Annotated in this window: 10 protein-coding genes; 3 read left to right on the top strand and 7 right to left on the bottom strand. The window is 62.0% G+C overall.

Going from position 1 to position 14,171, the window contains the following annotated elements; translation table 11 throughout:
* Positions 1–22 precede the first annotated feature (22 nt).
* Positions 23–1,456 (top strand): aldehyde dehydrogenase family protein, encoded by a 1,434-nt coding sequence (locus ACQ7C1_RS20080; protein WP_183699329.1) that lies wholly within the window; start codon positions 23–25, stop codon positions 1,454–1,456.
* A gap of 61 nt (positions 1,457–1,517) precedes the next feature.
* Complete coding sequence (araD, locus tag ACQ7C1_RS20075; RefSeq protein ID WP_430959560.1) at positions 1,518–3,257, top strand: L-arabinonate dehydratase; 1,740 nt, start codon at positions 1,518–1,520, stop codon at positions 3,255–3,257.
* Positions 3,258–3,721: 464 nt separating this feature from the next.
* Here the strand turns inward: araD and ACQ7C1_RS20070 are convergent, their stop codons facing one another.
* From ACQ7C1_RS20070 to ACQ7C1_RS20060, 3 genes are read right to left on the bottom strand one after another with little or no spacing between them, the layout of a single operon-like run.
* The gene (locus ACQ7C1_RS20070) at positions 3,722–4,546 is read right to left on the bottom strand and encodes a transglutaminase family protein (RefSeq protein WP_085779011.1); all 825 of its coding nucleotides are present in this window, start codon (positions 4,544–4,546) and stop codon (positions 3,722–3,724) included.
* A gap of 12 nt (positions 4,547–4,558) precedes the next feature.
* The gene (locus ACQ7C1_RS20065) at positions 4,559–5,500 is read right to left on the bottom strand and encodes an alpha-E domain-containing protein (protein WP_430959559.1); all 942 of its coding nucleotides are present in this window, start codon (positions 5,498–5,500) and stop codon (positions 4,559–4,561) included.
* A complete protein-coding gene (locus tag ACQ7C1_RS20060; RefSeq protein ID WP_041678724.1) occupies positions 5,500–6,909 on the bottom strand; it encodes a circularly permuted type 2 ATP-grasp protein in 1,410 nt (469 codons plus the stop codon). The genes ACQ7C1_RS20065 and ACQ7C1_RS20060 overlap by 1 nt, the downstream gene beginning before the upstream one ends.
* Before the next feature lie 518 nt (positions 6,910–7,427).
* Here ACQ7C1_RS20060 and ACQ7C1_RS20055 point away from each other — a divergent pair.
* Complete coding sequence (locus ACQ7C1_RS20055; RefSeq protein ID WP_430959558.1) at positions 7,428–8,327, top strand: DMT family transporter; 900 nt, start codon at positions 7,428–7,430, stop codon at positions 8,325–8,327.
* Between the two features lie 133 nt (positions 8,328–8,460).
* Here the strand turns inward: ACQ7C1_RS20055 and ACQ7C1_RS20050 are convergent, their stop codons facing one another.
* The 4 genes from ACQ7C1_RS20050 to ACQ7C1_RS20035 all read right to left on the bottom strand — a co-directional run bounded on the left by ACQ7C1_RS20050 (position 8,461) and on the right by ACQ7C1_RS20035 (position 14,122).
* Positions 8,461–9,669 carry an MFS transporter gene (locus tag ACQ7C1_RS20050; protein WP_430959585.1) on the bottom strand — a complete coding sequence of 403 codons (1,209 nt, stop codon included), beginning with the start codon at positions 9,667–9,669 and terminating at the stop codon, positions 8,461–8,463.
* A gap of 58 nt (positions 9,670–9,727) precedes the next feature.
* The gene (locus ACQ7C1_RS20045) at positions 9,728–10,717 is read right to left on the bottom strand and encodes an AraC family transcriptional regulator (RefSeq protein WP_430959557.1); all 990 of its coding nucleotides are present in this window, start codon (positions 10,715–10,717) and stop codon (positions 9,728–9,730) included.
* Between the two features lie 309 nt (positions 10,718–11,026).
* Entirely contained in the window at positions 11,027–12,760 is a 1,734-nt protein-coding gene (locus ACQ7C1_RS20040; RefSeq protein ID WP_430959556.1) for a DEAD/DEAH box helicase, read from the bottom strand.
* A gap of 246 nt (positions 12,761–13,006) precedes the next feature.
* The gene (locus tag ACQ7C1_RS20035; RefSeq protein WP_430959555.1) at positions 13,007–14,122 is read right to left on the bottom strand and encodes a DNA alkylation repair protein; all 1,116 of its coding nucleotides are present in this window, start codon (positions 14,120–14,122) and stop codon (positions 13,007–13,009) included.
* Between the last annotated feature and the right edge of the window lie 49 nt (positions 14,123–14,171).

Raw genomic sequence — 14,171 nt, 5'->3', positions numbered from 1 at the left:
GTAAAGGAGGCTTGTTCAGCCCATGACCATTTATCAAAACCTGATCGCCGGCGAATGGGTCGGCACGAACGCCACGAAGAACATCAATCCGTCGGATACGAACGAGGTCGTCGGCCTCTATGCCGACGGCAGCGCGGAAGATACGAGAAACGCCATCGCCGCCGCCAAGGCCGCCTTTCCGGCCTGGTCGCGCTCGGGCATCTGGGAACGCCACGTCATCCTGAAGAAGACCGGCGACGAGATCATGGCGCGCAAGGACGAGCTCGGCGCGCTGCTTGCCCGCGAAGAGGGCAAGACCTTGCCGGAAGCGACCGGCGAAGTCATCCGCGCCTCGCAGATTTTCGAATTCTTCGCTGGCGAGGCCCTTCGGCTCGCCGGCGAGGTCATCCCGTCGGTTCGCCCGAATATCGGCGTCGAGATCACCCGGGAGGCGCTCGGCGTCATCGGCATCATCACGCCGTGGAACTTCCCGATCGCCATTCCCGCCTGGAAGATCGCTCCTGCGCTTTGCTACGGCAATACCGTCGTCTTCAAGCCGGCCGAGCTGGTGCCGGCCTGCTCCTGGGCGATCGTCGATATCCTCAACAGGGCAGGGCTGCCGAAGGGCGTCCTGAACCTCGTCATGGGCAAGGGCTCGGTCGTCGGCCAGGCCATGCTCGAAAGTCCCGACGTTCACGGCATCACCTTCACCGGTTCCACCGGCACCGGCCGGCGCGTCGCCGCCGCCTCCATCGAGCATAACCGCAAGTTCCAGCTTGAGATGGGCGGCAAGAACCCGATGGTCGTGCTCGACGATGCCGACCTCAACGTCGCCGTCGAGGCAGCCGCCAATTCGGGCTTCTTCTCGACCGGCCAGCGCTGCACGGCGTCCTCGCGCCTGATCGTCACCGAAGGCATCCACGACAAGTTTGTCGCGGCGCTCACCGACAAGCTGAAGACGCTCGTCGTCGACAATGCGCTCAAGGCCGGTACCCATATCGGTCCCGTCGTCGACGAACGGCAGCTGAAGACCGATACCGACTATATCGAGATCGGCAAGAAGGAAGGCGCCAAGCTCGCCTTCGGCGGCGAGGTCATCTCGCGCGAAACACCCGGCTTCTACCTTCAGCCGACGCTGTTTACCGAAGCGACCAACCAGATGCGCATTTCGCGCGAGGAAATCTTCGGGCCTGTGGTCTCGGTGATCCGGGCGAAGGATTACGACGAGGCGCTTGCCATCGCCAATGACACGCCGTTCGGCCTTTCGGCCGGCATCGCCACGACCAGCCTGAAACATGCGACGCACTTCAAGCGCAATTCGGAAGCCGGCATGGTGATGGTCAACCTGCCGACGGCAGGCGTCGATTTTCACGTTCCGTTCGGCGGTCGCAAGGGCTCGTCCTATGGCCCGCGTGAGCAGGGCAAGTATGCGAGCGAATTCTTTACTGTGGTCAAGACGGCCTACACGCTGGCTTGAGACATATCCGATGACCCGGGCCGTACGAGGCGGCCCGGCAATCACCTGAAGGACAGAGATTATGAAGAAGAAAGCGGAATGGCCGCGCAGGCTGAGGTCGCAGGAATGGTACGGCGGCACGAGCCGCGACGTGATTTATCATCGCGGCTGGCTTAAAAACCAGGGTTATCCGCACGACCTGTTCGACGGACGGCCGGTCATCGGCATCCTCAACACCTGGTCGGATATGACCCCTTGCAACGGTCATCTGAGAGAACTCGCCGAGAAGGTGAAGGCGGGTGTCTGGGAGGCCGGTGGCTTCCCGCTCGAGGTGCCGGTGTTCTCCGCGTCCGAAAACACCTTCCGCCCGACCGCGATGATGTACCGCAACCTTGCTGCGCTGGCGGTAGAAGAGGCGATCCGCGGCCAGCCGATGGATGGCTGCGTGCTGCTCGTCGGCTGCGACAAGACCACGCCGTCGCTGCTGATGGGTGCTGCCTCCTGCGACCTGCCGTCGATCGTCGTCACCGGCGGTCCGATGCTCAACGGCTATTTCCGCGGTGAACGCGTCGGCTCCGGCACGCATCTCTGGAAGTTCTCCGAGATGGTGAAGGCCGGCGAGATGACGCAGGCCGAATTCCTCGAAGCGGAAGCGTCGATGAGCCGTTCGTCGGGCACTTGCAATACGATGGGCACGGCCTCGACGATGGCGTCGATGGCCGAGGCGCTCGGCATGGCGCTGTCAGGCAATGCCGCGATCCCCGGCGTTGATTCCCGCCGCAAGGTCATGGCGCAACTGACCGGCCGCCGTATCGTGCAGATGGTCAAGGACGACCTGAAGCCCTCCGACATCATGACCAAACAGGCCTTTGAAAACGCCATCCGCACCAATGCAGCGATCGGCGGATCGACCAATGCCGTCATCCATCTGCTCGCCATTGCAGGCCGCGTCGGCATCGATCTGACGCTCGACGACTGGGACCGCTGTGGCCGCGACGTCCCGACGATCGTTAACCTGATGCCGTCGGGCAAATACCTGATGGAAGAGTTCTTCTATGCCGGCGGCCTGCCTGTCGTGCTGAAGCGCCTCGGCGAAGCCGGCCTTCTGCACAAGGACGCGCTGACGGTCTCCGGCGAAACCGTCTGGGACGAAGTCAAGGATGTCGTCAACTGGAATGAGGAGGTCATCCTGCCCGCCGAGAAGGCGCTGACGTCCTCCGGCGGCATCGTCGTGCTGCGCGGCAACCTCGCGCCCAAGGGCGCAGTGCTGAAGCCCTCGGCGGCTTCGCCGCATCTTCTGGTGCACCGGGGCAGGGCGGTCGTGTTTGAGGACATCGACGACTACAAGGCCAAGATCAACGACGACAATCTCGACATCGACGAGAATTGCGTCATGGTGATGAAGAATTGCGGGCCCAAGGGTTATCCCGGTATGGCCGAGGTCGGCAATATGGGGCTGCCGCCGAAGGTGCTGAAGAAGGGTATTCTCGACATGGTGCGTATATCGGACGCCCGCATGTCCGGAACGGCCTATGGAACCGTCGTGCTGCACACCTCGCCGGAAGCGGCAGTCGGCGGCCCGCTGGCGGTCGTCAAGACCGGTGACATGATCGAGCTCGACGTCCCGAACCGCCGCCTGCATCTCGACATATCGGACGAGGAATTGGCGCGCCGTCTCGCCGAATGGCAGCCGAATCATGATCTGCCCAAATCCGGCTATGCCTTCCTGCACCAGCAGCATGTCGAAGGCGCCGATACCGGCGCCGATCTCGACTTCCTCAAGGGATGTCGCGGAAATGCGGTCGGCAAGGACAGCCACTGAGCGAAACGCATTCAGAGATTGGAGTCTTTGAAAAGGCGGGGGTGAGAGCCCCGCCTTTTTGTTGCTGACAAGTCGCGAACGCCTCTTTCGTCATGCTCGGGCCTATCCCGAGCATCTGCCTCCGTTCGATAGGACAGCAGATCCTCGGCACAAGGCCGAGGATGACGTCGAGTGAAGAGCTGAAGGCGGGTGAGAGCCGCCTTCCCCGTCGCACTTGTTCGATAAGGATATGGTGGCGACGATGTCAGGCGATGGATCGACAGAGCGCTGTCGTTGCCTGGCTTCAGCTCGCGCCCATCGAGCCTTCCATCGCGATAGACAGCGGCCGGCTAACCTGGCGAGTTTCATACCCACCCCGCCGACCGCATCATTGCCGCTACGGCCCGGTTTCATCGCGTACCGTTGCTGATCGCCGCTTCTAGCCAAGTTTCCGGAATGGCTGGCTATGGGCTGTGAGATGCCGCTCAGCTTTGGCTCTGGCTCTGCATCTGTCCGCCGTCCTCGACCTTCACGGTGACCGACAGCGTTTCGCCCGGTGTACCGATGCGCATGCCTGAAATCGGGGCAGCGTCGCGGTAGCAGAGGCCCGAGGCGATGCGGACATATCGTTCATCCGGGCAGATCTCGTTGGCCGGATCGAAGCCGACCCAGCCGAGGCCGGGAATATGGGCTTCGGCCCAGGCATGGGTCGCCGCCTGTTCGACCTTTTCTTCCATCATCAGATAGCCGGAGACATACCGCGCCGGCACCTGCAGGGCGCGGGCGGCGGCAACGAAGATATGCGCGTGATCCTGACAGACACCGCTCTTCTTCTCCAGCGCCTGTTCGGCCGTCGTCGCAGCGTCGCTGGTTCCTGGCCTGTAGATGACGGTCTCGTGAATGGCTGCCATCAGCGCATGCATGCGGGCGAGTTCGTTATCGCCGTTGACGGTTCTGATCAGTTCCTTCACCAGCTTGCCGCTCCTGGTGAGCGGCGTTTCGCGCAGGAAGAGCCAGAGTGGACAGAAACCGGTATGCGGCCCGGTGACGCCGTTCTGATCCATGGTTTCGACCTCGCCTTCGGCGAGAATGCGCGTCACCTGCTGCTCGCCTTCCAGCGAGACCAGGTTGACGTGGTTGCCGAACTGGTCGTCATATTCGACTTCGGGCGTCGCACCCTCGACCTTCAGCGACCAGCCGAGCACAGTCTGGCCATTGTTTGTCGGCGGTGTCAGTCTCAGCCGTTGCAGGGAGAATTTCGCCGGATCGTCGTAGCGGTATTCGGTGAGGTGGCTGATCTTCAGTCTCATATTCTGATCCGCTTAAACGTAGAACCGGTAGCCGTCGGAAATTTCCATGCCGAGCTGGTTGTTGCGCGCGACGAAATCCTCGAGGAACTCATGCAGGCCTTGATCCATGATGTCGCGGATCGCCCGGGTCTGCAGGGTGGTACGGATTGCGTCCGCCGTATCGTGGGCGGGAAGCCGTTCCCCGTAATCCTGGGCGAGATAGCCGAGATTGCTGACGATCTTCTCGTAGCAATAGGCCAGCGAGCGGGGCATCTGCACATTCAGGGTGAGGAAGTCGGCGATGTTCATTGCCCGGTACTCGCCGTCATAGGCCCAGCTATAGGCGCGGTGCGCGGAGACCGAGCGCAGGATCGATTCCCACTGCACGTTGTCGAGTGATGAGCCGACGGCCGAAACCGAGGGCAGCAGCACGTAATATTTGACGTCGAGGATGCGGCTCGTATTGTCCGCCCGCTCGATGAAAGTGCCGATGCGGGCAAAGTTATAGAGTTCGTTGCGTAGCGTCGAGCCGTGGAAGGCGCCGCGGATGAGGCCAGCGCGGCGCTTGATGACGTCGATCACCTCCGGCATGTCGGCTGCTTTCACGCGCTTTTCGAGCAAAGATTTCAGATCGATCCAGCATTCGTTGGTTGCTTCCCAGGTCTCCCGCGTCAGCGCGGTGCGCACCATGCGGGCATTGTTGCGGCCGGAGTCGATGCAAGACATGACGCTTGACGGGTTTGAGCGATCGCGCAGGAGATAATCGATCGCATCGGCATTGGTCAGCTTGGCGTGGCCCTCGTCATAGGCCTCGCGCACGCCGGCACTTTGCAGCACGCCATCCCAGTTGTCGTCGCCGGCGCTGCTGCGAGTCAACGACATGCGCAGCCCGGCGTCGATCAGGCGGGCGATATTTTCGGCGCGCTCGATGTAACGGAACATCCAGTAGAGGCCGTTTGCAGTTCTTCCGAGCATCAGTCCTCCAGTACCCAGGTGTCTTTGGTGCCGCCGCCCTGACTGGAGTTGACCACCAGCGAGCCCTGCTTCAACGCCACGCGGGTGAGACCGCCCGGAATGATCTGGACCTTGTCGGAAACGAGTACATAGGGACGAAGGTCGACATGGCGCGGCGCGATCCCTTTGTTGACGAGGATCGGCACGGTGGAGAGCGACAGGGTCGGCTGGGCGATGTAATTGTTCGGTTTGGCCTTCAGCTTTTCGGCGAAATCTGCGCGTTCCTTCTTCGATGCCGTCGGTCCCACAAGCATACCGTAGCCGCCGGAGCCGTGCACTTCCTTGACGACGAGCTCCTCCAAGTGCTCCAGCACGTATTTCAGGCTTGATGCTTCCGAGCAGCGCCAGGTCGGGACGTTTTCCAGAAGCGCCTTGCGGCCGGTATAGAATTCGACGATCTCCGGCATGTAGGAATAGATGGCCTTGTCGTCCGATATGCCGGTGCCCGGCGCATTGGCGATAGTGATATTGCCGGAGCGGTAGACATCCATGATGCCAGGAATGCCGAGGGCGGAGTCGGCCCGGAATGTAAGCGGATCGAGGAAATCGTCGTCGACACGGCGGTAGAGCACGTCGATCGCCTCGTACCCGCGCGTCGTTCTCATCTTTACCTTGCCGTCTATGACGCGCAGATCCGAGCCCTCGACGAGCTCGACGCCCATCATGTCGGCGAGGAAGGAGTGCTCGTAATAGGCCGAGTTGTAGATGCCGGGCGTCAGCACCGCAACACGCGGCTTGCCAGTGCAGCCAGGAGGCGCCAGCGAGGCGAGGCTCTGGCGCAGCAGGTAAGGATAGTCCTCGACGCGCTGCACCTTGTTCTCGTGGAAGAGTTCCGGAAACATCTGCATCATGGTTTCCCGGTTTTCCAGCATGTAGCTGACACCGGAAGGCGTGCGGGCATTGTCCTCCAGCACGTAAAACTGGTCTTCGCCTGTTCGTACGATGTCGGTGCCGACGATATGGGTGTAGACGCCGCCAGGCGGCCGGAAGCCGATCATCTCGGAAAGGAAGGCGACGTTGTTTTCGATCAGTTCACGCGGGATGCGGCCGGCGCGGATGATCTCCTGCTTGTGATAGATATCATCCAGAAAGGCGTTGAGCGCGATCACCCGCTGCTCGATGCCCTGGGCCAGCTTGCGCCATTCGCGGGCGGAGATGATGCGGGGGATGATATCGAAGGGGATGAGCTTTTCGGAACTGTCGGCATGGCCGTAAACGGCGAAGGTGATGCCGGTCTTCCGGAAGATGTTTTCCGCGTCGCGGGACTTGGCAATCAGATGCGACCGGTCTTGGCTGTTGTACCACTCGAAATATTTTTCATAAGGCGGGCGGGGGCTTTCGTCCCCGGTAATCATTTCATCAAATGCCAAAGGTGCGGCTCCCCTTTTTTGTTCATTTGAATACAACGCAAATTGCAATGCAAGAACCATGCGCAGTTCGGGGAAAAGTTTTTGCGGTGCGGGAAAGGGGTGAAAATCCGGGCATTCGGAGTGAGGTGTCGCGGCGGAGAGGGTGTTCCGTCTGCCGGGGCTGCGCAAAATGTGGGCAGGTGATGGTTTTTCGGTCAAGCGGTTTAAAGGGTGCATGCGCTTCCTCCCTCATTTCTGTGCCTGTCACAGGAATCCAGCCACCGCGCGTTTGCGCGGTGAATGACTCTGTGACGATGATGAGAGTCTCCCGCGCCCAAGGACTTGGGCGCACTGGATTCCTGTGACAGGCACAGGAATGAGGGAGATTGGGAAAGCGCCTGCGATTCTTCGCCGTGGTGGCATGGCCCCGCCTGTCGCCCGCAACATCAGCGAAATTTCACGTAAGCATCAACGCTTCGCCTTTGACTGCGGTGCCCGGGTGCCGTTATCAGCACGGCGAATCTTTCTTGCGAGCCCCCATGTCCCTCGATCGCCTTGCCCCCGCTCTCTTCGTTCTGCTCTGGTCCACGGGATGGGTGGTGGCGAAATATGCGGCGCTGCATTCCGAGCCCTTCACCTTTCTTTCGATACGCTACGCGCTGTCGGCCCTGGCATTCCTGGTGCTCTGCCTGTTGATGCGGGCGCAATGGCCGACAAGCCGGGCGACGTGGCTGCGCGCCATCTATTCCGGCTTCTTCCTGCATGGTTTCTATCTCGCCGGCCTCTGGTGGGCGATTGCCAATGGCGTGCCGGCCGGCATATCGGGGATCATCGCGGCGCTGCAGCCGCTGCTGACCGCAATGGCGGCGCCCTTTCTCGTCGGCGAGCGGTTGCAACAGACACAGAAGCTCGGCCTCGGGCTCGGTTTCATCGGTATCGCCATCGCGATTTCGCCGAAGCTCTTCGATCCGGCGACGGCCGATCTCAGCCATGCGGCGCTGCCGCTGGCGATCAACCTCATCGCCATGGGCTCCGTCACTTACGGCACGCTTTACCAAAAGAAACACTTGCAGTCGGGGGATCTCAGAAGCATCGCGACGCTGCAGTATGTCGGTGCGCTAATCCTCACCCTGCCGTTGTCGCTGATCTTCGAAAACCAGCATTTCGATGGCACCGCGCAGGCCTGTGGCGCGCTTCTCTGGTCGGTCTTCGGCCTCTCGATGGGCGGTGTCGGGCTGCTGCTTTACCTCATCCGCCGCGGACAGGTCTCGCGCGCCGCCTCGCTCATCTACCTGATGCCGCCGGCGGTGGCGTTGGAGGCCTTCGTTGCCTTCGGGGAACCGCTGACGCTGCCGTTGATCATCGGCACCGCGATCGTAGTGACGGGCGTATATATGACAAACCGTAGGGTCGTTCAGCAAGCGCAGGCGAGCGCATAGGCTGATGGCTGGGCCAAGGTCGAACAACCGGATGGCTTGAACCTCAACTGAGCGAGGTCGCCGGCGATTGCCGACGACCTCATATCTAGAGCGTCGTAGAGCGCTACTCGGCCCATCAAGCAGCAAGCGACGATCAGCTACGGGGCTGCAGCAGCGCCAAGGCAACCGTCGACGCCGCCAGGAGAGCGGTGAGCGTCAATGGTCCCGCAGCGCCGTAGTGGTCGACGATATAGCCGCCAAAAATCGCGCCGCTACTGATGGCCACTTGAAAGGAGACGACCATCAGGCTGCCCGCCGCCTCCAGAGCGTCGGCGGCCGCGCGGGAAAGATTGGTCGGCAGCACTACCGGCGCCATGCCGAAGGCAAAGCCCCAAAGCGCAACGAGCGCAAACGCGACGGCGGTATGAGCGCCCCAAAGCAACAGAGCGAGTGCGGCAAAAGCCATCAACACCGCCGTGACTGCGAGTGCTATGCGGATGCTCGCGTCGGCCATCCGGCCACCGGCAAGATTGCCGATCACCGAGGCGATGCCAAACCCGAGCAGTGCCAGGGCGATCGATCTGGCTTCAAGGAGCGTCACTTGTTCAAGGAAGGGACGCACATAAACCGATCCGGCAAAATGTCCGGTCATCAGCAAAAGGATAGCAAGCATTCCCAGTTGAACACCGCGCCGTCGTGTCAGCCGGAAAACATCAGCGAGACTGTTGCTTGTGCTTGCCGGGAGCGTCGGCAAGCTGAGCACCTGCAGCAGCATGGCAAGCGCGGCAAGCCCGGCTGTCATCGCCATGGCGCTGCGCCATCCCAGCCAATCGCTGATCAAAGCACCCATTGATGGTGCAGCTATCGTGGCGAGCGAAACGCCGAGGGTGACGATAGCCATGCCCCGACCTGTCGCGTTGGCGCCGACCAGCCTCGCCACGACCGCCACGGAAAGCGCCCAAAAGCCGCTCAACGCGATGCCCAGCCCAGCCCGGCCCAACAACAACAGCCAAAAATCGGTCGCTAAAGATGCGAGTATATTGGAGCCGACTGCCAACGCACTGAGACCGACCAGCACCACCTTGCGGTTCAGTCTGCCGATAAGAACATTGCTCAAAAGGGCCGTCACAGCTCCGACGGAAGCGGTGGCGGTGACGACCTGTCCGGCCGTTCCCTCGGAAATGCCGAGATCGCGCGCCATTGGCGTCAACAGTCCCGCCGGCAGGAACTCAGCAGATACCAGTGCAAAGCTGGTGGCCGCCATCGAAACAACCGCAAACCAAGTCGCCGCGCTCCACGCGGATGGTTCAGCCGTCTCCAGGCCAATTGCAGCCTCGTCGAATTGTGATGTTGTGTCCGTCATAGATGGATCTCCTGTGTTGGGAGATTTCATAGACGAAGTTTTCAGGATGATATGTGTCTTAAAATCCGAAATCCATGTCCGTTCGTCCGGAATTTGTGCGACGCACAATCCCCGGTGAAAGGTTGGTGACCCGCTTGAATGCACGCGCGAAAGACGCCTCGGACTCATAGCCCAATCGTGAGGCTACCTCGGCGACCGACATGCCGTTCTGCGCCAACAAATCGCGGGCAAGCTGCATACGCAGACGGGCGAGATAATGTGCCGCGCCTTCTCCCAAGATAGCGCTGAAGCGCTCGGCGAAGATCGAGCGCGACTGGCCTGCCACACCAGCGAGGCTTTCAAGGGTCCAGTTATGGCCGGGATCTCGGTGCATGGCAGCCAGCACACGACCGATCTGGGGATCGCGGATGGCAGCGAGCCAGCCGGTGGTCGAGGCTCCGCTGCAGTTGACCCAGCAACGGATAAGCCGCGCAGCGAGCAAGTCCGCCATACGCGACAAGACCGTCGCACTTCCCATCTGGGGTTGTGTCGCCTCGGCCGACATAGCGGCCAGCAGGGGGCCTACGATCGGGTCATTACCGGCTACATCGCAACCCCTGATGATTGGCGGCATCAGGGCGATTAAGGGGTTAAGCGCATGAGCGCCCAAAGTCATGGAGCCGCAGAAAAGGGTGCTGGTGGCGCCCGTTCCTTCTCGCAAGACGTCGCAGACGTTGCTGCCCAATCTTGTAATCTGACAACTCTTAAGCGAGTCGCCCTCAACATCAGGCGCGCTCGCCAACCGGTGTGCATTACCTTGCGGCAGCAGCACCAGATCGCCATCGTTCAACGCCTGCCATCCGTGGGTTTCGGTATGTATCCAGCATGGACCCTGGCTGACGAAGTGAAAACGAAGCAGCTGTTGTTGCGGAAAGGCGATGCTCCATGGATGCCTGAGCTCGCAGCGGCCATAGTTGACTCCACTCAAGCGAAAGTCTTGCAGGACTTCGCTCAGGGCATCCATTGGGATAGTGGACGGCGACAACGGCCGGGACGGATGGTCAAGCATGGAGCCAATTTAGGTCTCAAGCGTCCGGGACGCAAGCGGTCCGGCTTCGCGCGCGGTTCTTTACGGCGTCACGCTGCCCGTCGACGGCGGGTTCACAGCGCATTGATACCGCAAGGCTTCCGCCGGCGCTGCGAAGGGCTTCGATCTCGTCAAATGGGTGCGTTCAGAAACCGGAAAACGTGACCGAGTACTGCCGTCGCGGTGTTGTCGTCACTACAATGAGTAAGGCCGGGCATCCCACCAGATGCTCCGGCCTCCCAATATTCAAGGCCGAAGGTCCGGCCTTTTCTCCCTTGAATCAGTCGGCGCTCAGGCGCGTTCGCGGCGCTGGCCGCCGCCATTGCGAGAGCCCGAGCCACCGCGGCGGTTGCCGCTGTTGCCGTCGCGGCGCTGTTCGCCGCCCTGAGCCTGATGTGGCCCGCGGTCGTCTCCGTGCTTGCGGGCCGGGCGGCCGTGAGCGTGGCGGCCGTTGCCGCGGTGATGGCCGCTCGGTTCGCCATTGGCATGATGGCCATTGGGGCCGTTATGCGCAGGGCGCTGCGGCTTTGCCGGGCGGAAATCGGAGGTCGAGGCCAGATCGTTGTCGGGGCCGAAATCCGGGGCTGCTTCGCCGCGGCGCTGACCGCGGAAGTCCTCGTTACGGCCTGAGCGTTCGGGACGAGGACGGCGCTCGCGGCGCTCCTCGCCGCCGGCGCGGATTTCGCTGCCTTCGCCTTCGCGGCGCGGGCGGCGTTCCTGGCGGCTGCCGCGATGCTCCGAGCGGTTGGCATCGCCGCGGCCTTCGCCGCGACCCTGGCTGCCGCCCCGATTGCGGTTGTTGCCATTGCCGTTGCCTCGGCTCGGGCCGCCGGCGCTGATATGTGCCGGCGGTTCACCGCTGGCAACTGATATGTCGATGCCCATCAGGCGCTCGATATCTCGCAGCAGCTTGGCTTCGTCAGGGGCGCAGAAGGCGATGGCAATGCCGTCGCGGCCGGCGCGCGCCGTGCGGCCGATGCGATGGACATAGGCGTCGGGCACTTCGGGCAGGTCGTAGTTGTAGACGTGGCTGACGGCCGGGATATCGATGCCGCGGGCGGCGACGTCTGTCGCGATCAGCGTCTTGATGCTGCCCTCGCGGAAGGCCTTCAGCGCCCGCTCGCGCTGACCCTGGCTCTTGTTGCCGTGGATCGAGGCGACGGAATAGCCGATATTGTCGAGGTGCTTCATCAGCTTCTCCGCACCGTGCTTGGTGCGCAGGAAGACGATGGCGCGGCCGTCGGGATTTTCGGTCAGCGACTTGCGCAGCAGTTCGGTCTTGTCGTTCTTGCCGCCGACGAAATGGACATACTGCTCGACCTTGTCGGCAGCCTTGCCGGGAGGCGTGACTTCGACCTTGACGGGATCGACGAGATAGTCGCCGGCGAGATCGGCGATCGCCTTCGGCATGGTGGCCGAAAACAGCATGGTCTGACGCTTCTTCGGCACCAGCTTGGCGATCTTGCGCAGGTCGTGCACGAAGCCGAGGTCGAGCATCTGGTCGGCCTCGTCGAGCACGAGATAGCGCACCGTCGTCAGCGTGATGGCACGGCGATTGACGAGATCGAGCAGGCGGCCCGGGGTCGCGACCAGGATGTCGGTTCCCTTTTCGAGCTGCAGCTGCTGCTTGTTGATCGACACACCGCCGACGACGACGTTGATGCGCAGCGGCGACTTGCGGATGAACTTCTTCAGGTTCTCGGCGATCTGGTTCACCAGCTCGCGGGTCGGCGCCAGGATCAACGTCCGCGTCGTGCGGTTGTCGGGGCGGCGCTCGTCAGCGAGCAGCTTTTCGATGAGCGGCAGGCCGAAGGCGGCGGTTTTGCCGGTGCCGGTCTGGGCAAGGCCGATCAGATCGCGGCCTGAAATGAGGAGGGGAATGGCCTGTTCCTGGATCGGCGTCGGCGTTTCGATGCCGAGCTGGAACAAGGTGGCGACGATCGGCTTGGAGACACCAAGCGATTCAAAATTAGTCAAGGCATAACCTTTCGGGGCGCCACAACGACTAGCGCCGGAACGCACCATGCGATCCGGTTCATTCTGGCGTCAAGAACCCCGCGTGAAGTGGGAACTTGCAAGTTGGAAAAAGCTTTCCAGCGCTTCTGGCCGCTCTTGGGAGTGCAGCGCTCTGTCGAAATGCGCTTTTGTCCCTTCTTCCTGCGTTTCGTATTTTCGAGCAGGGGCACGCTCACGCGGCGGCCGGAAGGGTGAAAGCTGAGCCGCATTTGGGCTAGTTCACGGGAAAAGTCAAGTGCAGCGCACAAAAAGGCATTAGCCCGGGTCAGGCGACGGCATTCTGAGGACGAAACTTTCCGATGCGCTTTCGGCGCCATTGACGAGCACGGCGATGCGGTGCTCGCCGGGATAATAGCGCCGCGTCGTGATCGGCCGCATGGCATGGCGGCGCTCGATTGCGTGGCTCTGCCCCGGCGCGAGCGTGACCGTCTTGCATTTGAATACTTTGGGCGAGAGCGAGCCGTCGGCCTTCATGTGGTGAATGGCGTAGTCGATCATTAGTGAGTGCGCGGTTTCGCCTGAATTGGTCAGGCGGATTTCAAAATCCAGCCCTTCGCCGAACACCACTTCGCCGTTCTGAAGGCGCAGCTCGCATGTCAGCGCGGTTGCCGCGTCGAAACCGAAATTGGCAAGCGCCTGCGCATGGCCTTTCTTGAGCATCGTGCGAGAGGCGTGTTTCAGCAGCCGGCGGCGCTCGGCGGACGCGCCGTCGATATGGCCGGCGATAAAGGCGGCGACCAGATCTGGATGATCCTTGGCGATGTCGTTCAAGCTGTTGGCGACGGAGCGGCGCACATAATCCTCCGGATCATCCATCAGCGCGGTCAGGATCGGCAGGATCGGTGCGGGGTCTTTCACGAGTTGCGGCAGGCGCATGGCCCAAGGCAGGCGCGGCCGCGTGCCCTCGCTCGCCAGCCGGCGCACATGCTGGTCGGGATCGCCGACCCAGGTGGAAATGGTGGCGAGCGCACGTTGCTGGTCGCGATGGATGAATTGCCGGATGCCGAATTCGCCGGTGAAATGCGGCGTCAGCGCCTTGAGGAGGTCGAGGCCGAGATCGAAATGATCGGTGCCGCGGGCGGCGATGAACTGATTGACCGGCAGCAGCATCCAGCCGGAGAGTCCCGGCCCGTCGGCGGCCGGCAGGCTTGCCTTGAGGATAGAGGCTGCTTCAGGAAAATCTCCGGGAAGCGTGGCAAGCAGCGCGTCACGGATTAATGCGGAGCGCTCCATCAGTTCCAGGGCTGCGAGGCCATCGGTCGCCAGAGTTACGAAACGTTCCCGGTCGAAGGCGGGCGCATGGGCCGCAATGTGATCGGCCATATCACCGACGAGCTCTTCATGCAGCAGTTTCTTGAGCGGTTCCGGCATGCTGATCCTCCTGCGGGAGGATTGGACCAGCGCCGCCGGGAGGTCAAGC

The sequence above is a fragment of the Rhizobium sp. Nf11,1 genome (genome assembly GCF_050587665.1).
In the GTDB taxonomy this organism is placed as follows: domain Bacteria; phylum Pseudomonadota; class Alphaproteobacteria; order Rhizobiales; family Rhizobiaceae; genus Rhizobium.
The sequence above is the reverse complement of the archived record's forward strand: the minus strand, read 5'-3'. Positions and strand labels throughout refer to the sequence as shown.

Coding starts and splice junctions, on each gene's coding strand:
- ACQ7C1_RS20080 (WP_183699329.1), top strand. CDS start 23: ATGACCATTTATCAAAACCTGATCGCCGGCGAATGGGTCGGCACGAAC.
- araD (WP_430959560.1), top strand. CDS start 1,518: ATGAAGAAGAAAGCGGAATGGCCGCGCAGGCTGAGGTCGCAGGAATGG.
- ACQ7C1_RS20070 (WP_085779011.1), bottom strand. CDS start 4,546: ATGAGACTGAAGATCAGCCACCTCACCGAATACCGCTACGACGATCCG.
- ACQ7C1_RS20065 (WP_430959559.1), bottom strand. CDS start 5,500: ATGCTCGGAAGAACTGCAAACGGCCTCTACTGGATGTTCCGTTACATC.
- ACQ7C1_RS20055 (WP_430959558.1), top strand. CDS start 7,428: ATGTCCCTCGATCGCCTTGCCCCCGCTCTCTTCGTTCTGCTCTGGTCC.
- ACQ7C1_RS20050 (WP_430959585.1), bottom strand. CDS start 9,669: ATGACGGACACAACATCACAATTCGACGAGGCTGCAATTGGCCTGGAG.
- ACQ7C1_RS20045 (WP_430959557.1), bottom strand. CDS start 10,717: ATGCTTGACCATCCGTCCCGGCCGTTGTCGCCGTCCACTATCCCAATG.
- ACQ7C1_RS20040 (WP_430959556.1), bottom strand. CDS start 12,760: ATGGTGCGTTCCGGCGCTAGTCGTTGTGGCGCCCCGAAAGGTTATGCC.
- ACQ7C1_RS20035 (WP_430959555.1), bottom strand. CDS start 14,122: ATGCCGGAACCGCTCAAGAAACTGCTGCATGAAGAGCTCGTCGGTGAT.